The organism is Methanococcus vannielii SB, assembly GCF_000017165.1.
Lineage (GTDB): Archaea > AGJL01 > Methanococci > Methanococcales > Methanococcaceae > Methanococcus > Methanococcus vannielii.
Genome location: NC_009634.1, coordinates 825862 through 851644 on the forward strand (window position 1 = coordinate 825862; position 25783 = coordinate 851644).

At 32.1% G+C, this 25783-nt stretch carries 29 protein-coding genes and 1 other RNA gene; 16 read left to right on the forward strand and 14 right to left on the reverse strand.

The window, feature by feature from the left end; translation table 11 throughout:
• Positions 1-14 precede the first annotated feature (14 nt).
• Positions 15-824, reverse strand: a complete 810-nt coding sequence (locus tag MEVAN_RS04055) for a mechanosensitive ion channel family protein (RefSeq protein WP_011972603.1) — start codon at positions 822-824, stop codon at positions 15-17.
• 100 nt (positions 825-924) lie between these two features.
• Here MEVAN_RS04055 and MEVAN_RS04060 point away from each other — a divergent pair, with 100 nt between their 5' ends.
• From MEVAN_RS04060 to MEVAN_RS08895, 3 genes are read left to right on the forward strand one after another with little or no spacing between them, the layout of a single operon-like run.
• Positions 925-2322 (forward strand): lactaldehyde dehydrogenase, encoded by a 1398-nt coding sequence (locus MEVAN_RS04060; protein WP_011972604.1) that lies wholly within the window; start codon positions 925-927, stop codon positions 2320-2322.
• Positions 2323-2358: 36 nt separating this feature from the next.
• Entirely contained in the window at positions 2359-3735 is a 1377-nt protein-coding gene (locus MEVAN_RS04065; RefSeq protein WP_011972605.1) for a TldD/PmbA family protein, read from the forward strand.
• Between the two features lie 10 nt (positions 3736-3745).
• Entirely contained in the window at positions 3746-3907 is a 162-nt protein-coding gene (locus tag MEVAN_RS08895; protein ID WP_156769206.1) for a hypothetical protein, read from the forward strand.
• Between the two features lie 8 nt (positions 3908-3915).
• Here MEVAN_RS08895 and MEVAN_RS04070 read toward each other — a convergent pair whose 3' ends face one another.
• On the reverse strand, positions 3916-5619 hold the full coding sequence (locus MEVAN_RS04070) for a bifunctional NADP phosphatase/NAD kinase (RefSeq protein WP_011972606.1): 1704 nt from the start codon (positions 5617-5619) through the stop codon (positions 3916-3918).
• A gap of 88 nt (positions 5620-5707) precedes the next feature.
• Here MEVAN_RS04070 and pstK point away from each other — a divergent pair, with 88 nt between their 5' ends.
• Positions 5708-6490 (forward strand): L-seryl-tRNA(Sec) kinase, encoded by a 783-nt coding sequence (gene pstK / locus MEVAN_RS04075; RefSeq protein ID WP_011972607.1) that lies wholly within the window; start codon positions 5708-5710, stop codon positions 6488-6490.
• Here the strand turns inward: pstK and MEVAN_RS04080 are convergent.
• Both MEVAN_RS04080 and pyrE read right to left on the reverse strand, forming a co-directional pair.
• Positions 6483-7751, reverse strand: coding sequence for an amidohydrolase (locus tag MEVAN_RS04080; protein WP_011972608.1), 1269 nt, complete (start codon positions 7749-7751; stop codon positions 6483-6485). The two genes, pstK and MEVAN_RS04080, sit on opposite strands and share 8 nt — an antisense overlap.
• Before the next feature lie 87 nt (positions 7752-7838).
• Positions 7839-8396 carry an orotate phosphoribosyltransferase gene (gene pyrE / locus MEVAN_RS04085; RefSeq protein ID WP_011972609.1) on the reverse strand — a complete coding sequence of 186 codons (558 nt, stop codon included), beginning with the start codon at positions 8394-8396 and terminating at the stop codon, positions 7839-7841.
• 106 nt (positions 8397-8502) lie between these two features.
• Here pyrE and MEVAN_RS04090 point away from each other — a divergent pair, with 106 nt between their 5' ends.
• Positions 8503-9837, forward strand: a complete 1335-nt coding sequence (locus MEVAN_RS04090) for an S-layer protein (RefSeq protein ID WP_011972610.1) — start codon at positions 8503-8505, stop codon at positions 9835-9837.
• A gap of 107 nt (positions 9838-9944) precedes the next feature.
• Positions 9945-10547 (forward strand): DUF366 family protein, encoded by a 603-nt coding sequence (locus MEVAN_RS04095; protein WP_048059234.1) that lies wholly within the window; start codon positions 9945-9947, stop codon positions 10545-10547.
• Between the two features lie 44 nt (positions 10548-10591).
• On the opposite strand, the gene MEVAN_RS04100 is transcribed toward MEVAN_RS04095, so the two are convergent.
• Positions 10592-11596, reverse strand: a complete 1005-nt coding sequence (locus tag MEVAN_RS04100) for a TIGR01212 family radical SAM protein (protein ID WP_011972612.1) — start codon at positions 11594-11596, stop codon at positions 10592-10594.
• Positions 11597-11678: 82 nt separating this feature from the next.
• On the opposite strand from MEVAN_RS04100, the gene pheS reads away from it, so the two are divergent.
• Genes pheS through MEVAN_RS04115 form a run of 3 tightly spaced genes read left to right on the forward strand, consistent with a single transcriptional unit; the run spans position 11679 to position 14457 of the window.
• Positions 11679-13184, forward strand: coding sequence for a phenylalanine--tRNA ligase subunit alpha (gene pheS / locus MEVAN_RS04105; RefSeq protein WP_011972613.1), 1506 nt, complete (start codon positions 11679-11681; stop codon positions 13182-13184).
• Positions 13185-13198: 14 nt separating this feature from the next.
• Entirely contained in the window at positions 13199-13678 is a 480-nt protein-coding gene (locus MEVAN_RS04110; RefSeq protein ID WP_011972614.1) for a FeGP cofactor biosynthesis guanylyltransferase HcgB family protein, read from the forward strand.
• Complete coding sequence (locus tag MEVAN_RS04115; RefSeq protein WP_011972615.1) at positions 13675-14457, forward strand: SAM-dependent methyltransferase HcgC family protein; 783 nt, start codon at positions 13675-13677, stop codon at positions 14455-14457. The genes MEVAN_RS04110 and MEVAN_RS04115 overlap by 4 nt, the downstream gene beginning before the upstream one ends.
• A gap of 12 nt (positions 14458-14469) precedes the next feature.
• On the opposite strand, the gene MEVAN_RS04120 is transcribed toward MEVAN_RS04115, so the two are convergent.
• Both MEVAN_RS04120 and ftsZ read right to left on the reverse strand, forming a co-directional pair.
• Positions 14470-14982 carry a transcriptional regulator gene (locus MEVAN_RS04120; protein ID WP_011972616.1) on the reverse strand — a complete coding sequence of 171 codons (513 nt, stop codon included), beginning with the start codon at positions 14980-14982 and terminating at the stop codon, positions 14470-14472.
• Positions 14983-15017: 35 nt separating this feature from the next.
• Positions 15018-16115, reverse strand: a complete 1098-nt coding sequence (gene ftsZ / locus MEVAN_RS04125; protein WP_011972617.1) for a cell division protein FtsZ — start codon at positions 16113-16115, stop codon at positions 15018-15020.
• Positions 16116-16304: 189 nt separating this feature from the next.
• Here ftsZ and ffs point away from each other — a divergent pair.
• Positions 16305-16619, forward strand: an RNA gene (gene ffs / locus MEVAN_RS08835) — signal recognition particle sRNA.
• 51 nt (positions 16620-16670) lie between these two features.
• Complete coding sequence (locus MEVAN_RS04130; RefSeq protein ID WP_011972618.1) at positions 16671-17165, forward strand: YfcE family phosphodiesterase; 495 nt, start codon at positions 16671-16673, stop codon at positions 17163-17165.
• Between the two features lie 43 nt (positions 17166-17208).
• On the opposite strand, the gene MEVAN_RS04135 is transcribed toward MEVAN_RS04130, so the two are convergent.
• The 6 genes from MEVAN_RS04135 to MEVAN_RS04160 are packed head-to-tail and all read right to left on the reverse strand — an operon-like array spanning position 17209 to position 21076.
• A complete protein-coding gene (locus tag MEVAN_RS04135; RefSeq protein ID WP_011972619.1) occupies positions 17209-17631 on the reverse strand; it encodes a 4Fe-4S dicluster domain-containing protein in 423 nt (140 codons plus the stop codon).
• Positions 17632-17648: 17 nt separating this feature from the next.
• On the reverse strand, positions 17649-18149 hold the full coding sequence (locus tag MEVAN_RS04140; RefSeq protein WP_011972620.1) for a 4Fe-4S dicluster domain-containing protein: 501 nt from the start codon (positions 18147-18149) through the stop codon (positions 17649-17651).
• A gap of 20 nt (positions 18150-18169) precedes the next feature.
• Positions 18170-19066 carry a pyruvate synthase subunit PorB gene (porB, locus tag MEVAN_RS04145; protein WP_011972621.1) on the reverse strand — a complete coding sequence of 299 codons (897 nt, stop codon included), beginning with the start codon at positions 19064-19066 and terminating at the stop codon, positions 18170-18172.
• 21 nt (positions 19067-19087) lie between these two features.
• Positions 19088-20248, reverse strand: coding sequence for a pyruvate synthase subunit PorA (gene porA, locus MEVAN_RS04150; protein WP_011972622.1), 1161 nt, complete (start codon positions 20246-20248; stop codon positions 19088-19090).
• 18 nt (positions 20249-20266) lie between these two features.
• A complete protein-coding gene (porD, locus tag MEVAN_RS04155; protein ID WP_011972623.1) occupies positions 20267-20524 on the reverse strand; it encodes a pyruvate synthase subunit PorD in 258 nt (85 codons plus the stop codon).
• A gap of 21 nt (positions 20525-20545) precedes the next feature.
• Positions 20546-21076, reverse strand: coding sequence for a pyruvate ferredoxin oxidoreductase subunit gamma (locus tag MEVAN_RS04160; RefSeq protein ID WP_011972624.1), 531 nt, complete (start codon positions 21074-21076; stop codon positions 20546-20548).
• 211 nt (positions 21077-21287) lie between these two features.
• On the opposite strand from MEVAN_RS04160, the gene MEVAN_RS04165 reads away from it, so the two are divergent.
• The 5 genes from MEVAN_RS04165 to MEVAN_RS04185 all read left to right on the forward strand — a co-directional run bounded on the left by MEVAN_RS04165 (position 21288) and on the right by MEVAN_RS04185 (position 24432).
• Positions 21288-22151, forward strand: a complete 864-nt coding sequence (locus MEVAN_RS04165; RefSeq protein WP_011972625.1) for a YitT family protein — start codon at positions 21288-21290, stop codon at positions 22149-22151.
• Between the two features lie 86 nt (positions 22152-22237).
• The gene (locus MEVAN_RS04170; protein WP_011972626.1) at positions 22238-22543 is read left to right on the forward strand and encodes a DUF357 domain-containing protein; all 306 of its coding nucleotides are present in this window, start codon (positions 22238-22240) and stop codon (positions 22541-22543) included.
• 20 nt (positions 22544-22563) lie between these two features.
• Positions 22564-22905 (forward strand): DUF555 domain-containing protein, encoded by a 342-nt coding sequence (locus MEVAN_RS04175; RefSeq protein WP_011171453.1) that lies wholly within the window; start codon positions 22564-22566, stop codon positions 22903-22905.
• 245 nt (positions 22906-23150) lie between these two features.
• The gene (locus tag MEVAN_RS04180; protein WP_011972627.1) at positions 23151-23909 is read left to right on the forward strand and encodes an ABC transporter substrate-binding protein; all 759 of its coding nucleotides are present in this window, start codon (positions 23151-23153) and stop codon (positions 23907-23909) included.
• A 67-nt stretch (positions 23910-23976) separates the two neighbouring features.
• Positions 23977-24432 (forward strand): hypothetical protein, encoded by a 456-nt coding sequence (locus MEVAN_RS04185; RefSeq protein ID WP_011972628.1) that lies wholly within the window; start codon positions 23977-23979, stop codon positions 24430-24432.
• Positions 24433-24481: 49 nt separating this feature from the next.
• Here MEVAN_RS04185 and gatA read toward each other — a convergent pair whose 3' ends face one another.
• On the reverse strand, positions 24482-25777 hold the full coding sequence (gene gatA, locus MEVAN_RS04190) for an Asp-tRNA(Asn)/Glu-tRNA(Gln) amidotransferase subunit GatA (RefSeq protein WP_011972629.1): 1296 nt from the start codon (positions 25775-25777) through the stop codon (positions 24482-24484).
• Between the last annotated feature and the right edge of the window lie 6 nt (positions 25778-25783).

Sequence of the window (25783 nt, forward strand, 5' to 3'; positions counted from 1 at the left end):
AATTAAAAAAATAGTTAGTATTTATGAATATGCACATCCATCTGCGGAAATGGTATTTCTATTCCTTCTTTTTTATACTTTTCATATATTCCTCTTGTCAATTCACTTTTAAGTTTCCAATAATCCTCTGTTTTAGTCCAAGCCCTAAGCTGTAAATTAACTGAAGAATTTCCAAGTTCAGTAACAATTACTGCCGGAGTAGGGTCTTTCAAAACCAAATTATGGCTTAAAATAAGTTCCATTGCAGAGGAAATTGCATCTTGGACACTTCCACTGTAGCTAACTCCAACTGCCACATCTACTCTTCTTAAATCCATTCTAGTATAGTTTGTTATTGGACTTCCCCAAACAAGCTTATTTGGTATTGTAATTACTACATTATCTGGCGTTAAAAGTTTTGTTGCCATTATACCTAATTCAACAACTTTTCCAGTTATTCCGCCAACCTGAACTACTTCATCCTTATCAAGGGGCCTCATTACGGCAATCCATATTCCAGAGGTAAGATTTGTAAGAGTATCCTGAAATCCAAAACCCAAAATAAGTCCGATTGAAGCAGATAACCCAAGTATTATGGGCCCCGTTTCTATTCCAAAAACCCCTACTGCAAGTAAAAGTACCAGAACGTACAATAAAGAGCTAATAAGATGAATTACAAATTCAGAAACCAATTCTGGAATTTTACTCTTTTTTACGCCTCTTTTTAAAACTGTTTTTATTGTCCTAACTGAAATGTACCCAAAAATAAGTATTAAAAAAAATTTAACTAAAGTCATTATTTCAAAACTTAGTGAGTACCCCATTAAAGATAATGTCTGAATCATAATAATTTACCCCATAATAAATAATTGTTTAATGTAAATTTACATTAAAATTTATAGCAGGATTTAGATATACTATTTATTATAATTAAAGGTGTATATAATGTTTATAGATGGGAAATGGATATTAAGAGAAGACCTAGACATTTTAAACCCCTACACGCTTGAAATAATCGAAAGAATAACTGCACTTGATAGGGAAGAAACTAAATATGCAATAGAAGTTGCAACGGAAAATAAAGATGTTATGAAGGAGTTAAATCCTTCAAAAAGATATTCACTTTTAATGAAAATTGCTGAACATATTAGTTCAAAAAAAGACCTTTTTGCAAATACTATCTCTGTGGATGTTGGAAAACCAATAAAACAGTCACGAATTGAAGTAGATAGAACCATTACAGCATTTAGGCTTTCTGCACTTTATGCAAAGGAACTTCGTGGGGAAACAATTCCTTCCGAAAATGAAATTATATTCACAAAAAAAGAGCCAGTTGGAGTAGTTGGGGCAATTACTCCATTTAATTTTCCTTTAAATCTAATTACTCATAAAATTGGGCCTGCAATTGCTACAGGTAATGCTGTAGTATTACATCCTTCTTCAAAAGCACCAATTACTGCAATTTACCTTACAAAAGTAATAGAACATGTTTTAAAAAAAATGAATATTGAAAGGGGAGTATTTAATCTTACGACCGGAAACGGTGAAATTGTAGGGGATGAAATAGCTAAAAACGAGAAAATAAACTTTTTATCATTTACGGGAAGTGTTGAAGTTGGGGAATTAATTTCTAAAAGCTCATATATGAAAAAAGTTGCACTTGAACTTGGCGGAAATAATCCCCTAATTGTCCTAAAAGATTCAGACATAGAATTAGCCGCAAAATCTGCTGTAAAAAGTAAATTTTTAAATTCTGGTCAAGTTTGCATTTCTGTTGGAAAGGTAATTGTTGAAGAAGAAGTTTTAGAAACTTTTACAAAAAAGGTAATTGAAGAGACAAAAAAATTGGTATTAGGAAACCCGCTTGATGAAAAAACTGATTTAGGCCCACTAATAACCCCAGAAAGTGCTTTAAGAGTTGAAATTTTAATAAAAGAATCCATTAGCGAAGGTGGGGAATTGCTAATTGGTGGAAACCGTTCAAACAGCTTGATTTCACCCGCTGTCTTAAATATTGATGAAGATAATATTTTATCAAAAGTCGAAGCTTTTGGGCCCATTTTGCCAATATTGAAAGCAAAAGACGATGAACATGCCCTAAATATTGCTAATAACTCCAAATACGGCCTTCAAGCAGGCATATTCACAAACGACATAAATAAAGCGATGAAATTTGCAAACAAACTTGAATACGGCGGAGTTATAGTTAATGGAAGCCCCACATTTAGAAAAGACAATATGCCTTTTGGAGGCATTAAAAAAAGTGGACTTGGAAAGGAAGGTATAAAATATGCGGTTGAAGAGATGTGTGAAACAAAAACAGTTGTAATACATAACATGTAACTAATTAAGAGATTAAGTTAATACTTTGGTGAAATTGTGAGTTTTTTAAATGAACTTAACTTAGATATTGAAAAACTTGAAAAATTACTTGAAATTGGAACTTACGCTGATTTAAGAGTAATTACTGGAGAATCAAATAATATAGTTCAAAAAGATGGCATAATTGAAGAGATTTCTTCAGGAATGGCATCTGGAGTAATTATAAGAGTTTTAGAGAAAAACGGATGGGGTTTTGCAACATCAAATAATATTTCAATAAATAATATTGGCGAATTAATAAATAAAGCCTATAAAATGGCTAAAATATCAAATCAACATACTGATAAAGAAGTAACTTTGAAAGAAGTCCCAATAATTCAGGATAAAGTTAAATCAGGTATAAAAATACATCCTGAAGATATTTCTATCGGGGAAAAAAAAGAATATCTAAAATCTGCACATGAAAATATGTCTGGTGAAAAAATTGTCAGTACTTCTGTTTCATATGGAGATGGAGAAGGACATTCATTACTTTTAACGAGTGAAGGGACTAGAATTGAAAATGAAAGTATAAAAACACTTATTAGAATGACTGCAATCGCAAAAGATGGCAATTTACAGTTTGCATTTGATAGAGTAGGCGGAAATGGGTTTGAAGCAGTGTGTGATGCAAATATAGAAGGAATGGCCCGTAGAACTAAAGAAAGAGCCTTAAGATTACTTCGTGCAGAAGCTTGCCCTAAAGGAAACTTTAATGTAATTTTAGACCCTGAACTTGCAGGCGTTTTCATACATGAAGCAGTGGGACATGCAGCTGAAGCTGATTTAATACTCCAAAACGACAGTGTATTTATAAACCAGCTTGAAAATTCCGTTGGGAGTGAATTTGTAACAGTTATTGATGATGCAACTATTCCAAATTCTTTTGGGCAGTATAAATATGACCATGAAGGGGTTAGTGGAAAAAAAACAGTTTTAATTGAAAATGGCATTTTAAAAAGTTATGTCCATTCAAGGGAAACTGCAGGACGATTAAATATGGAAACTACGGGAAATTCAAGATCAGAAGGACTTAGTAAGCCCATTGTAAGGATGAGTAATACCTACGTTAAACCAGGTTCTTGGACGTTTGAAGAACTTTTAGAAGATACAAATTCGGGTATTTTTCTAAAAGGTTCAAGGGGAGGGCAAGTTGATACTGGAAAAGGACTATTCCAGTTTAATGCTGTTGAAGCATTTTTAATTGAAAATGGACAGTTGACAAGACCATTAAGAGACGCAGGACTTAGTGGTGAAATTTTAGATATATTACACCACGTAGATGCAGTTTCAGACGAATTTGAATTAAGTGTTGGATATTGTGGAAAAGGAGGACAAAGTGTCCCAGTAGGCGATGGCGGGGGAAGCATTAGGACGAAAACAACGCTTTCTTAAGGGGGTAACAATGGAAAATTTAATTTCGAAAATGGTTGATTCACTTATTAAAGACATTTTGGGAATTTTATCAGATATGGCTTTTTTATTAGCTGCCCTACTGATTTTAATCATTTTAGCATACGCTTTTATATATCTTGTAAAAAATATGGTATTTAAAAAGAAAGAATAAACAATAATCTATTCCATTAAACTCAATTTTTTTAACTTGTTATAAAAATTATCCCCCTTTACGAAATATGCGTATGATTCGGATTTTCTAAGAACTAATTCATCGCCTGCTTTTGCCTCAAATTCAATATTTCCATCAACTACAATAAATGTTGACTTTTTTAGTATCTTAATTTTTATTTCTGAATTTGCATTTACAACTAACGGCCTTGAAGAAAGTTTAAATGGACATATTGGAACTATTACGAAACCATCCACTGTTGGTTCAATTATTGGGCCCCCTGCACTTAAAGAATATGCAGTTGATCCATTTGGTGTTGAAATTATAATCCCATCTGCCCGTACATCCTCTACCATACCCCCATTTATATGGACTTCAAAATGTAGCATTTTTGCAGGGTTTTTTGTTGTTATAACAACTTCATTTAGGGAATCCGGTAAAATTTGCTGTTTTCCGTCAGAAAATCTCAAAAAACTTAGAAGTTTTGTTCGTTTTTCAATCTTATAGCTTCCAGAAGCTACTGAATCTATTGCAAAAAACACATCTTCCTTACTAAATTCAGTTAAAAATCCAACTGTGCCCATGTTTATGCAAATTATAGGAATTTCATTTCCGTTAATCATTTTTGAGGTTCGAAGTACAGTACCATCTCCTCCGATAGATATTACATGGGATATATCTTCAATTTTAGTAATGATATTACATTTTTCAGGTAACCTGCTTTTTAAAGCATCGTAAGTACCAATATCAAGTGCATATTTTATTCCTTTTGACTCCAAATAATTTATAACATTTAATGCAAGTTCAGTAGATTCTTCCCTATCAATCCTTGAAACTATGCCGATATTTGTTGGTTTAAGGCTCCATTTGTTTCCAAAAATTCCTACAAGCTTTTTATGGAGTATTTCATTTGAACATATTATTGAAGTTTTTGAATTTACATCTAAGCTAAGGTTTATTTCCTGTCCATTTTTATCCGTTACATATCCTCCTGCTTCCTTAATTATAACGTAACCTGCTGCAATATCGCATAATCTAGTTGTTTCATTTACATTTATAAAAGCATCAAGAGAACCCCTTGCAACATAACACATTTCAAGTGCAATCGAACCAAAAAGTCTTATACGCCTGAATTTCCTATCTTTTATAAAATCAAGAGTTTCTCCAGAAATATCATGTGCAAAAAGTCCTATTGAGGAGTCTTTAAGATTTGAAGTATTTGAAATAGATATTGCTTTTTTTTCATCTTTTTTTAAAAAATATGCCCCCTGTCCCCTTTTAGCGTAGTAAGTGTCACCTGTTGCAATATTTCTTACAACACCAACTTCAAGGTCTTTCATTTTAAGATTTTTAATTAATTCATCGGGTTTTTCAGTGTTACCGTTTAATCTACCAATTGCAATTGATGCTGAATAAAAAGGAATGTCCTTTAAAGAATTATATGTTCCATCAACAGGGTCGAGCACTATTACGTACTCCGGATTATTTTTTCCAATTTTTTTAAATCCAATTTCTTCACTAACAAGTATTGCTGAACCGAACTTTTCTATCGAACTTATTGCAGTATTTTCTGCAACTAAGTCTATTCTTTTTGTTGGCGTCCCATCTGCACCAATTTTAACTACTTCATTTGATTTTTCCCAACCAATTAATGGCTTTATACTTTTTTCGATATTCTTAGTAATGGTTAACGCCATTTCAAGCATGTCCATTTTTTCACCAGTATTAAATAACCATTACGTATTATAAATAAATAACAAAAACATGAAATGATTTAAAACTTTGTTCAAAGGTGTATGAATGATTATTATCTTAACTGGACTTCCATCTGTTGGAAAATCCACCTTTTCAAAAACCATTTCAAAAAAAATGTCTGAAAAAAATATGGATAATATAATTCTTGGAACCGACTTATTAAGAGAAAGTTTTCCAATTTGGAAAGAGTCTTATGAAAAATATATACGTGATTCAAATACGTATTTAATAAAAAAAGCACTTGAAAATAAATTCAGCGTTATTGTAGATGATACAAACTACTACAATTCAAAAAGAAGAGATTTGATAAATATCGCTAAATCTTACGATACAGTATATATCACAATATACCTAAAAGCCCCTTTAAATATTCTATTAACTAGAAATGTTCAAAGAGGGCAGAAAATACCAAATGAAGTAATAAAAGATATGTACGAAAAGTTTGATACTCCTGGAAGCAAGTATTCATGGGATTTACCCGATATTGAAATAGATACAATGAAAAAAATAAATTATGATGAAATTTTAAATGAAATTTTAAAGATAAGTAAATTTAAAAATTTAAAAGCAATAAAAAAGTTAGAAAATCCAAAAATGGACTTTTTAGAAAACGACTTGCAAAAAATCGATAGTATGTCAAGACAAATTGTTGGAAACTTAATAAAAACCGGAAAAATCGATAATAAGGAGATTAAGAAAGTTTCTAATATTAGAAAATCTTTTTTAAAAGAATTTAAAAGTATTGAGCATGAAAAAATTAATTTTAAAAAAATAGAAGAAGAATTTTTAATATATTTAAATGAAAATTTAAAAAAAGATTTTATTTAGTTAATTCTAAATATGCCTCTTCTGCAAGTTCGTAAACTTTTTCTTCATCAATAGTTACCATTTTTCCATCCTTTAAAGTAAGTTTACCATCAATTACAACACTATCAACTGCACCATTAAATGAATAAACTAAGTGTGATTCAATATTTTCTCTCGGTGTTAAGTAAGGTTTTTTAACATTTATAAGTGCAAAATCTGCAAGTTTTCCTTCTTTTATTTCTCCAGAATTAATATTTAATGCTTTTGCACCGTTTAGGGTTCCAAATTCAAATGCTTCTTTTGCAGTTACTAAAACAGGATTTAAATTTACCCCTTTATGTATTAAAGCTGCTGTTTTCATTTCTTCAAATAAATTTAAACTATTATTACTACCGCATCCATCAGTTCCAAGAGTTATATTAACTTCGTTTTCTAATAATTTTGCTACAGGGGACACTCCTGATGCCAATTTTAAGTTACTTATAGGATTATGTGCTACAAAGATATTTTTTTCTTTTATTATCTTGATTTCAGAGTCATTTAAATGAACACAGTGTGCACAAACGGTAGTTACATTGTCAAAAAACCCAAATGAGTTTAAGTATTCAAAAGGCCTCATTTTTGTTTTTTCCAAAACTTGATTTATTTCATCAACGGTTTCGTTCATGTGAATATGAATTGGAACATTATACTCCCTTGCAAGAGCATTTGTACTTTCCAACAGTTCTTTTGAACAAGTATACGGTGCATGTGGGCCTAAAGCCCCCGTAATTCTTGAATTATTTAATTTTTTAATCATTTCAATAGATTTTTTCGCAGATTTTAATTCTTTTTCCCTTTTTTCTTCATTAAATAAATCAATCATTCCATATGCAATTGTTGACCTAATTCCTGTTTCATCTACTGCCTTAATTATCGAATCAAGGAAAAAATACATGTCATTAAATGCAGTTGTTCCGCTTTTAATCATTTCAACTGCCCCAAGTAGGGTTCCAGCATATACTATTTTTTCATTTAATTTTGATTCCATTGGCCAAATATGGCCACTTAACCACTCCATTAAAGGAATATCATCTGCAACCCCCCTAAAAAGTGACATTGGAATATGGGTATGCGTATTTACCAATCCCGGAATTAAAATACAATTTTTTCCGTCAATTATTTCTGTTTCGTCTTTTGAAACTTCAGAAATTGGAACATTTCCAATTTTTTTAATAATATTCCCTTCAACAAGTAAATCCTGTTTTTTTCCGTTAATAATTGCATCTTTTACCAAAATCATTAAAATCAACCCTAAATTTAAAAATTATTAAGCGACTAATTTACAACTTTTAAATCCAATTTATAGATTTAAAAGTAAATTTATAAATTATTTATTAAGTCCAAGTTCTTCGATTGTAACTAAAGGGACTAGTTCAACGTTGTTTTGTGCTAAATTTTCTTTTGCACCCTCCAGCCTATCAACAATTACGTAAATTTTCTTCACGATACCTCCAGATGCCCTAATTTCATCAACAGCCTTTGAAACACTACTTCCCGTTGTGGTAACGTCTTCCATCACGATTACATTGTCTTTTTGATTTAATTCTCCTTCAATTTTATTTTTTGTCCCATATTCTTTTGCTTTTTTCCTAATTATTAAAAGGTCTTTTTCTATTTCTAACGATACCGCTGTTGCAATAGAAACTGAACCAAGCTCTACTCCCGCAATTTTTAAGTTTTCGTAATTTTCTTTTGAAGCGTAGTGTTTTACCAATTTTGCAGCTGCTTTTAATACCTTAGGATTTGTAGTGGCTTTTTTAATATCTACATAGTATTTGCTCTCTTTTCCTGATGCGAGTATAAAGTCGCCAAACTTGACGCAGTTTACCTCTTTTAAAAGATTTACCAATTCATTTTTTAAACTCATTTCTTCCGTATTTATCAAAAATATCACCTTATAATCCGAACAAAAAAGTAAACTATAAATGCTATTTGAATTATTATATTAAGGTAGTAGATATATCTTTTCTCAAAAAATTAATGGTGATTTAATGAGTGCTTCATGTAAGTTAGTCGCACTATTTGTTTTAGCTGCGCTATGTACTATGCCGATAACTTACGGTATAGCCGTAGATAACCCCCTAATTGTAGTAAACAGCGGAAAAGTTGACAAAGAGTACGCAGAACTATTAATGAATGAATATTATACAAAAAGAACCGTTGAAGTAAATTCTAATAAGGACTTGGTTTTTACGGAAAATATAATATATAATGTTCCTGCAATTGAGGAATTTGAAATTCAAGATGGAAAAGGTAAACTATTGGTTGAATTTACAAGGTCAGGCGATAGCATTACTTACAAAACTTTTGAATATGAAGAAGAACTTGAATCTAGAAATAAAGATGATGAAGTAACATTCATGGGTAAAACCTATAAACTTATAGATTATAATTCAGGAAGTAGAATAGTACTTGGAAATAAAGTTAAAGATATCGAAACCACTGGAGAATTCACCTATGAAGACTACAAGTTTACGATTATCGGTAGAAATAGTAATAGTGAGCTATTAATGAGTGTTCATAAGGGAAATACTCGTGTAGAAAACGTAAAAATATTTTTAAAAGATAGATATACTGTAAAAGATTCGGAAATTTCAATATATTACGATGAATACCTTGAAAGTGGAAAAACACCTTATTTTTTCTTTGAAATCTATGATTCAATAGAGTTAAAAAATAGAGAAAACTATGATTCAAATGGTGAATTTAGGGTAACTTTGGACGGAAAAAGAATAAATCTCGACTATAGATCACCTAGAACCCTATCAAAAGACTTTAAATTATTAAATTACGATATTAAAGTTTCAGAAATTAGCAATAGTGATTCAACAGTATTTTTTACAGTTAAAAGAAATGCTAACTACATTTTAGATATGAAAGAAGGAACCAAATACCTTGGAAATAACATTTTTGCAGTAAAAATAGAAAAAAGTAATTCAGATGATGAATTATACCTTTACAAAAACGGTAAAAGGTATGAAAAAATTGTTGACTATCAGGGTTCTGTTCAGGTAATAGATCAGGACGAACTATTAAGTGCTTCATCTGACTTAATTTTAATTGGCGGCCCAGTTTCAAACAAAGTTACAGAAAGTATTCAAAATAGCTTAAAAATTAAAGTTACAAATGATAATCCTGGCCCAAAAAGGGGGGTAATTCAAAAAATTGTAAATCCTAAAAATAAAGATAGCACAATTTTAGTTCTTGCAGGTTCAGATAGGGAAGGAACCAAAGCATGTGTTTTAGCACTAAATCAGGGACTTTATAATGGCCAAGACAATATTATAGTAGAGTTAACTGGAGACAATAGTGTAAGAATTATTTAAACAAAATAATAGTGATTTTGACTCCCATTTTAATTAAATATTATTTTATTTTTCCTTTCTTTTTGGATAACTTTTATAAAGAAAATTTTGGTGATTTTATGAAAATTATGAAAAAAATCGACTTTGATACGATTTCTGTAGTCGTTTTAGAAGAAGTTAAAACATATACTGGAGAAGAAATTGAACCATTTTGGGCATTTAAAATGTTTGACATCCAAAAAGATAGTATTATCGGATTTAATGGCCCAATGAACGTAAAAATAGAAAATATGAAAGATTTAAAAGATATAAAGGAAGAACAAGATATAAAAACCCCGATAATGTCGTCAGATGCCCTAAACTTTATAGTTGAACACTTTGATAATCCTGATTTAAAAATGATTTATTTAAGGCAGAGGATACTCGTATCAATTGCTAAAGACGTTATTGAAAATTATTCTGGATTAAAATTGAAAAAATCTGGAGATGACCTTTATTTTAACGAAAAAAAGTTGTCAGTATGTATTGCATGTAGGGGGGTAAGTTCTGGAAAAATACATCTTGGAATAAATGTAAAAAGTGATTTTGTCCCAACTCACGTTTCTGCAATCGGTTTAAATGATATTGGCTTAAGTAATGTATTAGAAATTATGGAAGATATTGCAGTTGAATACGCAAATGAAATGTCAAAAATTGAAAGGGACATTAGAAAAACGCTTCCTTTATTTTAAAATTTTATTCTGTTAATTTTTACTTTTACTTACTTTTATTTTTATTAAAATTTTTCAATATATTTAAAACCCTGTTTTGAATTTCTCCTACTTAGTTCCTTTGAAACTTCGTTTAAAATTCTAAGACGCTTTAACGACCATTCCGGTGAAATTTTTATTTCATTTGGAACTTTATCCTTTGAAACTCTTTGAATAATTACGTACTTTGAAAGATGTTCTAAAAAGTCAGTTACTAAATAGATGTACTGTTTTTCATCTAAAGACTTATATTCTCCTTTCCAGTATAATAACTCTAATTCGGTGTTTTCTATGACTACAAGGGGGTAAATTTTAAGTGCGTCTATTTTTAAGTCGGATAACACCTTCGCAGTTTTCATCATCATTTTCCAATTTTCATTTGGAAGGCCCAAAATTATATGCCCACATACAAGTATTCCTCTTTTTTTGCATTCCGTTAAAACTCGTTCTACATCTTTTGACGTATGTTTTCGGTTTAAAAAATCAAGCGTTTCATCGTGCATCGTTTGAATTCCTAAATCTATCCATATTTCATATCCTTGCTTCACATAATGTTCCAAAATATCGAGTTTTTCATTTTCAAGACAGTCTGGCCTTGTACCAATTGAAAGTCCTATTACATCTTCAAAAGAAAGTGCATAATCCCATAACTTCTTTAGGTGGTTTAAAGGCCCGTGAGTGTTTGTTCCAGGATAAAAATAAACGTAAAATTTACTTATCCCTTTTTCCCTATTTTGTTGAATCTGGCATTCTATTTGTTCTTTTAAAGAATATTTAATATTGCAGTATTCTACACTTATTGATCGGCCCATTTTAGGGCAAAATATGCATCCCCTTGTATCTGTCGTTCCATCCTTATTAGGGCATGAAAATCCCGCATCAACTGCCACTTTAAACGTTTTATAGTCTCGCTCTCTTTTCATGTAAAGGCCGTACTGGGCGATATTAAATCCATCCGTGTAAATTTTATCTACAATATTTTTATCTATTGAACCATTATTAGTTCTGTAAATCTGACCGACCAAATTCATGAAACCACCGGAATCTAAAATTTATAGGATATAATAAATATCCGGTCTTTATATTGATATATGTTCATTAAAGGTGAAAATTATGGAACTTCATAACGATGAAAAAAGATTATTAAAAGCATTTAAGGATTCAGCCAAGAATATAATTGACTCAGAAGGCCTTTTAGAATATATTGAGAAAGAAAAAATTATGAGGGCAGCCTTTTGGCTTACTGGACGAGATTTTTTAAATATTATCGAAAAAAAATCAAAATTTTTGGAATTAACTGAACTTGGAAAAAATGCGATAGAATCAGGATTTCCCGAAAGAAAGGTTTCAAATTACCTTAAAACCAATAAGTTGGATTCATTCCCAATAAAAGACCTTTCAAAAGTTTTAGAAAAAGATGAAGCCGGTGCAGCTTTAGGAAATCTAAAGAAAAAAGAATTGGTTACTATTGAAAAAGGGAATATTTTCTTTAAAAGTTTAGAATATAAGGATTTAGAAGAAGAACTATTAAAAAAAGTTTCTTTGTATCCTAATTTAGAAGAATACTCAAAAGAAGAAATTCTAACGATTGAAACGCTTAAAAAAAGAGGTTTTTTAAAATTAAATGAAGTTACCGAACGTGAATTTGAAATTACCGTAAAAGGACTTGAATACATTAAAAATCCAATAGAAATAAAGGAAGAGGTAACTCAAATTACAAGGGACCTTATAGTCAGTGGAAAATGGAAAGAAGTATCAATTAGGCCGTATGATGCAAAAATACCCACTGAAGAGATTTATCCTGCAAAAGCACATCCTATGTCAAAAATAATCGAAGAAGTAACCGAAGTACTTACTTCAATGGGATTTAGTGAAGTAAAAAGTCAGATTGTGCAGACTGAATTTTGGAATTTTGATACTCTTTTTGAGCCCCAAGACCATCCTGCAAGGGATATGCAAGATACATTTTTCGTAAAATATCCTGATACAGGCATCGTTCCACATGAACTCCTCAAAAAAGTAAAAAGCATTCATGAGTGTGGAAAAATCGAAAACGAAAAAATTTCAAAGGGCTGGTGCTATAAATTTGATGAAGAAGTTTCAAAAAGAACTGTTTTAAGGACACATACTACAGTATCCTCGATAAAATACTTATCATCACTTTCTAATGAAGAAAAAGAAAATTTTCATAAGGTATTTTGTATCGATAGGGTTTTTAGGAATGAAACAATTGATTATAAACATCTTCCTGAGTTTTACCAGTGTGAAGGAATCATAATGGCTGAGGACGTATCTTTTAATAACCTCGTAGGTATTTTAAAAGAGTTCTTAAGTAAATTAGGCTTTGAAAAAGTAAGAATTAGGCCTGCATATTTCCCATTTACCGAACCATCACTTGAAGCTGAAGTTTACATGGAAGGAAAAGGTTGGCTTGAACTTTTAGGGGCCGGAATATTTAGGCCTGAAGTATTAGAGCCATTTGGAATTAAAAAACCAGTTCTTGCGTGGGGAATTGGTTTAAGCAGGCTTGCAATGTTGAGACTTGGGCTCACGGACATTAGGGAGCTACATAAAAATGACATAGAATGGCTTAAAAAAACAGTTGTAATTGAAAAATAATATCTGGTGTTTAAGTGGTTCTTGAAAAATTAATAAGTAACGCATATGCCGAATCTTTAAAAAATATGCGCTTTGGAGATAAATCTGAAGAATTGTCGGAAATTCAAAGTATTATCTTAAATTCTAAAAGAATTGTCGTTGCAACAAACAATGAAAAGAAATTTAAAGTAGTATTTGATATTATCTCGAAAGTTTGTAATGCAGAAGTATTAATGCTTGGTATTTCAACAAATTCTGCCGATTTAACCCGAATGCCTGCTTTAAGCAAAGGATTAATTGCAGTCGATTCAACGGATGCAGATGTTGTAATTTCTAGAGGAAGACTTGGAATTCCAGGTTCTGGATCCTTGCTTCTTATAATGGATAAAAAGGGAAGAATTCTAACTGGTGCTATGTCTTCGTCTTCATTAATCCATAAAAATAGAATTGAAGATAGTATTAACTTAGAATTAACCATTGCCCTTGAAAGAATAGGTATTTTGGTGAAAAAATGAAATATGGAATTACTGAAAGTGTGAAAACAATAAATTCGAAAATAAAAATAAAGGATATTGTTTTAGACATTGTTGAAAAAAAAGCAAACGCCATAAAATACTTTTTAGAAGGAGAAGAGTTTAAACAAGCTATTATATTTGGAGCATACCTTTCTGGAAGTTATATTGCACACACACTAATTAAAGACTGTGAAGAAGTTATTATTGTAGATATTCATCCACATTTAAAAGACATTATTTTTGATGAAAGAATAAAATTTATGGATTTAAACAAATTACAGCTGGAATTAAGGAATAAAACTACAATAAATCCAGATTTAGTTGTTGATTTGACGGGACTTGGAGGTATTTCTACTGACATATTATCAAAACTTGACCCAAAGGTTCTGATTGTTGAAGATCCAAAGGGAAATTATGATAAAAAAATAACAGGTATCGATAACACGAGTGAAAGGATATCTTTTGGAAATAAAAAAGGAGTATTAAAGACATATAGGTCTTCAAAAGTATCAAAAACATCTGGAACAATGACACTTGTAATCGATATTATAACGGATGCTTGTAAAACGATAAATGAAATAGATGGGGTTTTATATGTAATCCCAAATTTAAAGTATTTTGAAGGAACAATTTTTCATGAAAAGGATGTAAAAAAGTTTTTAATGGAATTGAATACTCCTGCAATTACTGTTAGTTCTATTGATTACGTGGAATATGAACTAGATGAAGCACTTTGTAAAAACATTTCAAGAGTTAACTCATATGTTGAAACAATTTAATTTTATATTAATTTAAATTTTTGAAACAACAATTTCAAGGGCCTCTAAAAACGAATTTTTTTCTGCAATGATTACTGCAACTGGAACTCTCACTACCTTTTCAATACTTGTACTTACGATTGGTGCACAAACTATAGCTTTTACGCCTTCTCGTTCAGCATGAATTGCAGAAACAATACATTCTTCAAGCGTATTTGCAGGATATTCTTTTAAAAGATAATTTTTACCATTTATATCTATTTTTTTAGTACTTATTTTGTTTAAAGACGGTCTTGCTGCAATTACTGCTATTTTATCTTCTAAATCATCACCCTTTTCAAGGGTTTTAATTGTATTTACTATTTTTTTAAGAGTTGATATTCTAAAATCTTTTTCATTTATAACCTTATATAATGTACTATAAGGAATATCAGAAATTTCGGAAAATTCTTTTAATGGAATATCTAATTCAAGCAATATCTTTTTAAACTCGTCTGTAAATTTGTCAGAACCAACACTAAGTAAAAGTCGTTCATGAGCCCGCATATATCCCACCTAGATTAAAAAAGAGAATAAGGTATTTATACAATATAATCTATTCCCAATGATCCTTTTGTCCGATTAGCTGACTTTGGAATTATTTTTTGAGGGGATTTTCCACCACCAATTATGTTTGGAGATTTAACTCCCGTAATTATTGCCATTACTCGAATTGCCCCTTCCATTTCAGGGTCGAGTCTTGCACCCCATATCACGTTTGCATTTGCATCCATGCTATTTGTAATCCCTTCACCAATCCTATTTGCTTCACCAAGGGTTAAATCGGGGCCACCCGTAATGTGAATTAATGCACCTGTTGCCCCCTTGTAATCAATATCTAAAAGAGGACACTGCAACGTATCTTTTACAACTTTGTCTACCCTGTCACCTTTTGAATCAAAATCAACTTCACCGACACCAATCATTGCAACACCGCCATTAGTCATCACGGCTTTAACGTCTGCATAGTCAATATTAATTAAACTTTTTAAAGAAATTGTTTCAGTAATTCCTTTTACAGCTTGTGCGATAATTTCATCAGCAATTCTAAATGCTTCATTCATTGGGAGATTTGGAACAAAATCAACTAGTCTATTATTATCAATTACAATAACAGTATCACAACTTTCCGTAAGTCTCTTTAATCCTTCATCAGCTTTTTTAAGTCTTGCACGTTCAATTTTGAATGGATAAGTTACAACGCCAATAACAACTGCACTATTCTCCTTTGCAATTTCTGCTACTACCGGTGCAGAACCCGTTCCTGTTCCGCCACCCATACCTGCAGAAACGAAAACTAAGTCAGCACTTTTTATTACATCTTCAAGAACGTTTTTGGCAAGTTCTGCCGATTTTTTACCGATTTCAGGATATCCTCCTGCACCTAATCCTCTTGTCAGTGTTGAGCCGATAAGTATCTTTTTATCTGCACTAATATTCTCAAGGTGCTGTTTATCAGTATTAATTGCTATTGTTTCCGCACCTTCAATTCCAATTTCAGTTAAACGGTGGATTGTATTGTTTCCCGCACCACCGCAACCCACAACAAGAATTTTAGCGTTTCCAAAATCATCTTTTGCCATTTGCGTGTTGTACATCTCGTCATTATTTTTAGCCAGTGCTTCTTTAACAAGTCTCATGTTAATCCTCCAAAGCAGGTTAGGGGTGGTTGTGTAAATTAGCTTTAGTACATAATATGTCATAAAATAGTGTTTACTAAATATATACTCCCTTTTATCTTATATAATAGTTTTTATATGGATTTTGTACAGTTTATTGTGTATTTGACTCGATACCATAAGGTATATAAACCAAGACTGTTAAACCTAATTATGGCTAGGCTGGGAAGTTAGGCGTCTCCTGTAACTCGAAATCGCCTTTGCGAGAGCTGAAAACTTGGGGGCGGCTTAAAATCGTACCTTCCATTCCCAAGTCCTGTATTGACATCTCGTCCTTTGGGGTACGATGGAGAAGGAGTCTTTTCTGGAAGGAAAAGCTAAACCTTCCTAATCTTTCGAACCCCGTCAGGCCCGGAAGGGAGCAGCGGTAGGAAGAACTTCAACGCTCAGAGGGTTGCGGGATAGAGCAGGATTTGGGGTTAAGTGGTTGTTACGATTTTTTGCCCACCCCAACGATGCCTTTTTTTATTTACTCGGTGTTAATGCTATTTTATTATAAATTTTAAAAGGCCAATCATGATTATCGGTATTTTATCAGATACACATATTCCTAAAAGGGCAGATTCACTTCCAAAAGAAATTTTCGAATATTTTTTTGATGTTGACTTAATTATCCACTGCGGAGATTTAACTTCCAAAAAAGTTCTAGAAGACTTAAAAAAAATCAGTAAAATTATTGCTGTTTCTGGAAACATGGATAATACCGATTTTCCAACTGAATACGAACTTTTAATCGATAATTTTAGAATTGGAATAATCCATGGAAATCAAATTCATCCTAGGGGAGATTCACTAAAAATGAAATATTTATGCCTTGAAAATAATTGGGACATTTTAATATCTGGACATACCCATATTCCAATGATAGAAGAGATTGATATTTCAGAAAATAAAAAAATATTGCTTTTAAACCCAGGTAGCCCCACAGTTCCAAGATACCCATTAAAGACGGTTATGAAGCTTAAGATTGAAAACAAAAAAGTTGATGTTACATTAATTCCAATTAAATAAAAAAATTAAATATTGGTGTGGTTTTTGGTAAAGTAAAAATTTATTACTTCTTTTTTCTTGGACTTATTTTCTTAAGTTTTGAAATTAATTCTGATCTCTTTGCTTCAAGAGTATTTTCATAATAATCAAGTGCTTTTGTAGGACAAGTGTCCACACAAAGTTCAGAACCTAAATTTATGCAACCGTCACACTTTACTACAGTATTTGAACATCGATTCATATCAATTGCACCGACAGGGCACGCTTCAATACATAATGCACAGCCTATACATTTTTCAGGGTTTAACACCACTTTATCATCGATTTTTGTTATCGCATCTTTTGGGCATGCAAAAATACATGGGGCATCTTCACAGTGCATACACCTTAAAGGGATTCCATCAAAAACATGGATTGCATTTAAAGGGCATATTCTTTCGCATTTTCCACAGCTTACACAAAGCCCGATATTTGGTATTACTTTCATAACTTCACCAGATTAAATTAAGGGTTGCATCGTGAAGATGCAGTAATTAAAGAGAGAAGTCCTTTCTTTTTAGGTTTTGATTTCGACCCAACTACGGCTAAATTTTCAATATTTTTAAGTTTTTTGTCCATTACAATTTCATCAACATTTAAGACGTCAAGGCATCTTTTACTGCATGCTTTAACACATGCATGATTTTCTCGATTGTAACATAAGTCGCACTTGTGGGCAGTTTTTCCAGTAACGTAAATTGCACCAAACGGACATGCCATTGCACAGAGCCCGCATCCAATGCATGTCTCTTTATCTAGATAAATTACGCCATCTTTTGATTCAATTGCAGAAACAGGGCATACTTCGCTACAGGGGGAAGAGGTACAGTGCTGGCAAACTACCTGTAGGTACCTACCATTATGCTCCCAAATACTAATGCCACTTATTTCGTGAATTTCAGAGCATGCCTTAACGCAATCCCCACAGTTATCGCAAGTATCGTTAACCATCATAACTTTTTTCATGATTGCACCTTAAAAATTAATTAAAGACCGTATTCCTGACATTTCAAATCAATTGCTTCTTGTATTTTGGAAATGTCTGCAGGAGTCAGGTGCCGGTATCTTTTCTGCATTTTCAGGTATTCATCAATAGATTTTCTTTTTAATGGCCTATAATTTAACTTAAATTCGCCGTTTTCAATTTCAAAAAGTGGCCAAAGACCAGTTTCTACTGCAAGTCTCCCAATTTCAATTGTATTTTCAGCAGGATATCCCCAACCAGTTGTACAAGGTTGCATTATTTGAATAAATGCTGGGCCATCAATTTCACAAGCTTTTTTAACCTTGTTCATGAAATCCTCAGGATAGCTTATAGATGCTGTTGCAATGTAGGGAATTCCGTGTGCAGCCATTATCATTGGCATGTCTTTTTTAGGCCGGTTTTCTCCACGAATATGGCTTCCTGCAGGAGAAGTAGTTGTTGAAGCCATGAATGGTGTTGACCCACTCCTTTGAGCTCCTGTATTCATGTAAGCCTCGTTATCGTACATTATATATACCATATCGTGGCCCCGTTCCATTGCACCACTTAAAGCCTGAAATCCAATGTCTGCAGTACCTCCATCACCACCAAATGCAATGACGTTTACTTTTTCAGAGCCATATTTCTGCCTTTTTCTTTTTAATGCAGCTACTGCACCTTCAATGCCACTTGCAACCGCTGCGGCATTTTCAAAACCTACGTGAATCCAAGGAACTCTCCATGCGGTTTCAGGGTACGGAGTTGTCATAACCTCAAGACAGCCTGTAGCGTTAGCCGCAATAGTATTTTTTCCGGCAGCTTTTAATGCGAGTCTAGCAACGATTGCTGCACCGCATCCTGCACAGCCCCTGTGTCCTGGAGCAAATAATTCATCTCTAGGAAATTGCATTCCAGCCATAATATCACCAAAATATCTAAATTATTCCTTCAATCCTAACCAAATTGTTTTTCCATCTTCAGATGTTTCAACGTCCGTATAAATTTCCAAAATATCTTCAAAAGTAATATCTCGTCCACCAAGGCCGACAATATAGTTTACAGTTTTCTTATTTTTCAAGCTAGATACGACATCAACGTACACTATACCTTTATTCATTCCAAGGCTTATGCTCTTGTCAAGAACTGCAATGTTTTTTGCATTTTTAAGTGCATCTTTAATCATTTCAATAGGTAGCGGCCTAAAACATCTTATTTTTAGAAGCCCAATTTCTTTTCCTTCTTTCTTTTTTGCATCGATTACATCTTTTATTGTTCCACAAATTGAGCCCATTGCAACGATTACAGTTTCAGCTTTTTCCAAATTGTAACATTCAATAAGCCCGTTTCCATAACCTCTTTTAAATTTCTCCTTAAATTCATCATGAACATCAACTATAACTTTTTCTGCGTTTTTCATTGCCATTTCAATCGCATACTTTGTTTCCATATAATAATTAGGATCCCCTAAAGCTCCTTGAGTTATCGGTTTTTTTGGGTCTAAATATGCATGTTTTGGCTCATATGTTCCGATAAATTCAAGCACATTTTCCTGCTTTGGCAAAGTTACTGGCTCTACCGTATGAGTTAGAATAAACCCATCAAGATTTACCATTACCGGTAAAAGAACGTTTTCATTTTCTGCAATTTTAAACGCCTGAATAACGGAATCTAAAACTTCCTGATTATCTTCTGCATAAATTTGAATCCATCCAGAATCTCTTTCCGCTAAACTATCCTGCTGATCGTTCCAGATGTTAATCGGTGATGACAATGCTCTGTTTGCATTCATCATTACTATTGGAACCCTCATTCCTGCTGCTGAAAATAAAACTTCGTGCATTAGTGCTAAACCTTGTGACGAAGTTGCAGTAAATGTTCTCGCACCTGCCGCACTTGAACCAATACACGCACTCATTGCAGAGTGTTCACTTTCTACTTTAATATATTCTGCATCCAATTCACCGTTTGAAACAAATTCAGCGAGTTTTTCAACACATGTGGTCTGAGGCGTAATTGGATATGCTGCAATAACATCTACGTCTGCAAGCTTTGCAGCTTCTGCAGCTGCCGAAGTTCCCGTAATAACCTTAATTTCACACATGATATCCTCCTTAAATAGTTATTTTTCTTCCCTTTCAGCTTTTATTGCTTTTACAGGACATTCTCTTTCACAGATAAGACATCCCTTACAGTAGTCATAATCGATTTCAAATTTTCCATTTTTCTCCTGGATACAGCCTTCTGGACAGAAAATATAGCAATTTTCACACATTACACATTTTTCTTTGTCCAAAATGGGTTTAAATACTCTCCAGCTCCCGGTTTTATTGTTTGCCGAACTTCCCGGTTCATAAATAATAGTTCCAGTGTTTACCATAAAATCACCTTAAAAGACACATTACAAACCTTTTACAATATTGTATGCTTTTTCAGCAGCTTCTGCATTTTTAGGGCCCAATTTTCCAGGAAATGTTTCAATAATTGCTTTTTTAAGCGATTCTAATGTAACTTCCCCAGTAACTCCTGCAAATGCACCACAAAGAGTCGTGTTTACTATTGGAACACCCAGTACTTCCAATGAAATTCCTGTTGCGTCTATTGTTACAACTTCAAATCCCTCAAATTTTACGTTTTTTAGCGTATTTACTAAAATTTTTCCGCCTTTTTTAAGTCCACTTGTAACGTCGACAGAATCCATCAACGTTGGATCTTGAACAACTACATAGTTTGGTTCATAAATCTGGCTTCTTAATCGGATTTTTTCATCGTCAATTCTCGTAAATGCCATTACAGGCGCCCCTCTTCGCTCTACACCGAAGAATGGAAAAGCCTGACAGAATTTACCATCATAAAAAGCAGCTTTTGCTAAAATTTGAGCAGCAGTTACTGCCCCCTGCCCTCCCCTTCCGTGGAACCTAATCTCTATCATTAATTCACCTCAAAAGACATCTAGGATGAAAGTAAATTTGTAATCATCATGATTAATCGTTACAATTATTATTATATAAATGTTTTCACGATACCCTTATTGTCGTAAAGTAATCCTCCAATTTTAAAGATAATTACGCTAATCAACGTTATCTAAATATTTATATATGTATAAACCATATGAAAAAATAGTAAATTTGAACAGGATAATCATGGAAAAAAAACTTAAAACTGCATTTGACATATTTTTAAAATATATTTTAATAATAGTAGGTTCAGCTGCTGCTGCATGTGCATTTGGACTTTTTTTAGTCCCCAATAATTTAATTGATGGGGGAGTTACGGGAATTTCAATAATGGTTAGCCATATTACAGGATTACCTGTTCCAGTATCAATACTCCTTTTAAATATCCCTTTTTATATTTTAGGATATAAACACGTTGGAAAAAACTTGATTTGGTTTTCAGTATTTTCAATAATTTGTTTATATATATTTAGCCCGATATTTGAAGCAATGCCTCAAGTTACAAGCGATTTATTTTTAACATCGGTTTTTGGAGGATTACTCCTTGGCTTTGGTGTTGGAATAATAATTAAATACGGTGGATCACTAGACGGTACCGAGATTACTGCAATAATTTTAAATAAAAAAACTTCATTTTCAGTAGGCCAGATAGTGATGTTTATTAACGTGTTCATTTTAGGAAGTTCAGGGTTTCTTTTTGGATGGGATCGGGCAATGTATTCAATTGTAACATGTTTAATTGAAACAAAGGCAATAGATCTTACAATAAAAGGTTTTGATGAATCAAAATCCGTCATTATCGTATCAAATAACCCAGATGAACTAGCATGTAGAATAATGGAAAAAATGGAAAGGGGAGTAACCTATCTTGAAGGAAGCGGAGGATACTCAAAAGACGAAAAAAAGGTACTTTATATAGTAATTAACAGACTTGAGGTTTCTAAGTTAAAATCAATCATTGAAGAGGTTGATGAAAACGCATTTGTAACAATAAGTGGGGTACATGAAGTAATTGGCGGAAAAGTTAAACGAAAAAGGTTTCAATGCTAGTTCAGTACATAATTAAAAATTTTCCGATGGTTCTATCAATAGTAAATAAATTAAAAAAAATTAATTAAAATTACTGCCGTGATTAAATGAAAAAAATTGAAAATATAATAACTGATGAGAAAATAGAAAATTATTTATCAAGAACTGAAGAAGCAATATCTATTATAAAAAAAGGTTTACCTTCAAAAAAAAGCCTTTTATTCGATGTTTCTTCTGATTTTCTTTTGATGATTGACTGCTACTTTAACGATGCAAAAACATTTATAGATAAAGGGGATTATATAAATGCATTCGCTTCGTTGAATTATGCTTACGGCTGGATAGATGCTGGAGCACGGCTCGGAATTTTTAATGTAGGAGACGACGATGTGAGATTTACACTAGCAAAATAGCGAGATTTCGGTGAGATAACATGGGAAATTACCACGTAACATTACAGGCTTCATATATTGCAAAAAATGTTGAAGATGTAGAGGATGCAATTGGAGTTGCAATATCCCAAATTGGAAAACTTTTAAACAAAGGAAGTTTAGACTACGTAGATATTGACGTTGGTTTAACAATCTGCCCAAAATGTGGCGAACCAATTGATTGTGTACTTGTCGTTGCAAAAACTGCAATTGTAGGTATATTATTATCTATGAAGGTATTCAATGCAGAAAGCCCTGAGCATGCAGTTAGAATTGCAAAATCCTCAATTGGAAGGGCTTTAAAGGATATCCCGTTGGAAGATGTGGATGTTGTAGAAATTTAATTTTTAATTTTTTTTAATACATTATGTAAATTTATTATTTATTAATAAAATTTGCTATTTTTTGATAATTTTTAAAAATATTTTTCCCACTATTTATAATACCCTAAATAATTTTTTAGTTATTTTTCCGACAAATAAACAATTATAGGGATACATATATAAATTAGAATTCTACTTAGTATAATATAGTACATTAAATCAGATTTAATATTCATAAAATATGAATAAAATAAAAGTGGTGAATTATGAAATCACTCTATATAATACTGATAACACTATTAAGCCCATTTTCAAGTATAATCGATATTGGAACTGATGATTATGAAATTACGGGAGTTTTAACCGTTGGAGTTTATCCAAATTTACCGCCCTATACTTATGAAGAAAACGGGGAGCTTAAGGGGTTTGAAATAGATTTATTAACTGAAATATCGAAGAGAATGAAAGTATCTCCTGAATTTATTCCGTATAATTATAATAATGAACCATATAATGCAGTGAAAAATCGAGACATTGACTGTGCAATATCTTCAAACTTTTTATCTGCGCATAAAAATGAGATTAAGTACAGTAGGGCGTATTTAAGTACATATGAAGTTATATTATGCAGTAAAAACAGTAAATATTATAGACTTGAAGACATGAAGGGTAAAAAAATAGGGGTGCTTAAATTTTCATCTTCAGAAGAAAAAGGAAAATATCTTTTAAGGAGTATGAATTTTATTCCCGTAAGTTATGATAATAATGAAATAATGATAGAAGATCTAATTTCCGGAAATATTGACGCTGTTATAACAGATAAAAGATATTTTAACCATTTACAGGAGGAAACGGATTCGATAAGGTTTGTACAAGAACTTGATATAAAATATATAAGTATTGCAGTAAATCCTAAAAATCAGGAACTGGTTGGAAAAATTGATAAAATTTTGCTTGAAATGGAAAAAGATGGAACATATGCCAAAATATATGAAAAATGGTTTTCAAATGCGAAATCACTGTAACCATTTTTTTTTAAATATTAGCCATTTTAACTATTTTAAATACGTTATTTATTTAAAGGGGGTAAATATGACTACAAAAACAGTAAAAACCGAAATAAAAACAACTAAACTATCTTCTGAATTTTTAAAGTATACTAAAAACTTTTCAAAAAGCATAAATTCGAATTTTAACACCATTTCTCCATTAGATTATCTTTATATTGTTATGGATACTATGCATATGTTTAGACTACTTGAATTAGAAATTGATGGAAAAATACTTTCCGAAAGTGAAAGAAAAACTGTTGAGCTTCTAAAAAAATATAAAAAATGGGAGTATGTGAAACCTTTTTCTGAAAATTATGTCGTTTTTTCAACATTACGGTGTGAGAAATTCGGAATAGAATACAAACTTTTAATTCCCGATGAAAAAAATACAGATTTTGATAACCAGATATATTCTGCCATTTTACCAAATAAAAAAATTATAACTGCAATATATAAATTATTTATAAAAATTGCATGTAATTTTTGTAAACCCTAAAAAATATTAAAGATAAATTTTTATAATTTATGTAATTTCAAATAAAAATTTAATAATTATTTTCAAATTCAATCATTGCACTTAATACTTTTTCATCGTCAAGGGACGCCCCTTGAATTTGTAGGCCAACAGGAATTCCATTAATATTTCCGCAGCCAACAACTCCTGAACATATCCCACAAATATTTGTAAGAACCGTTAGAACGTCGTATGCATACATTTCCATGGGGGAAAGTTCCTCACCAATTTTATGGGGTAATTTAGGGACTGTTGGCCCCACAATTAAATCTACACTATTAAATAATCCAATCATTTCTTTTTTCATTTCTTTCCTTGCTTGGAGCGCTTTTTTGTAATATTTGCCACTAAACTCTTGTTCACTAATGTGTTTTCCAATTAAAATCCTTCTTAAAACTTCCTCACCACATGCTTCTTCAATAACCTCCCCAAACCTTCTTCCATCATATTTTCTAGTTGCGGAATAAAATTCAACATAGTTTATTAGGTAGTATGTTGGAAGTGCAAGGTCAATGTATTTATAACTTAAGTCCACAATTTCGCAACCTAAATCCCTAAACACTTCAATTCCCTTTTCAATTTCATTTCTAATTTTTTCGTCGGTGACATCCATAAATTCCCTAACTACTCCTATTTTATAGTCTTTAATTTCCTTTTTTTCAAATTTGGGAGTTTTTAATGAAGTAGTATTTGATAAATCAAGTCCTTTTATAACATTTGTTAAATTCAAGGAATCTTCTGCAGTTTTTGTAAGCGGCCCAATCTGGTCAAAACTCATTGCAAGGTCGCATAAACCCTGTCTTGAAACAACCCCATACGTGGGCTTAAATCCAACTACACCGCAGTGACTTGCAGGGTTTCTAATACTTCCCCCAGTATCGCTTCCAAGTGCCATATCACATAAATCTGCTGAAACTGCAGCTGCACTACCTGAACTACTACCGCCAGGAATCCTATCCAGTGCTTTAGGGTTTTTAGTAGGGCCATAATAAGAAGTTTCGCCACTACTCCCGCTTGCAAATTCATCCATGTTTGTCATACCAATAATTAAAGCCCCTTCCGACCGTAATTTTTTAATTACTGTTGCATCGTAAGTTCCCGTGTAGTTATCAAGAGTTTTTGATGCACATGAAATTTTATATCCTTCAACATTGATATTTGACTTTACAGCAATTATTTTTCCATACAAAGATTTATTTTTAAGTTTTTCATTTTTTTCCAAGTCTTTTGCTTCTTTAAGTACTCTCTCGCCATTTAAATCGATAAAAGCATTAATATCAGACTTTTCGATTTTTTCCAAGTAATCGGAAACCCTGTCCGTAATCATTCAATC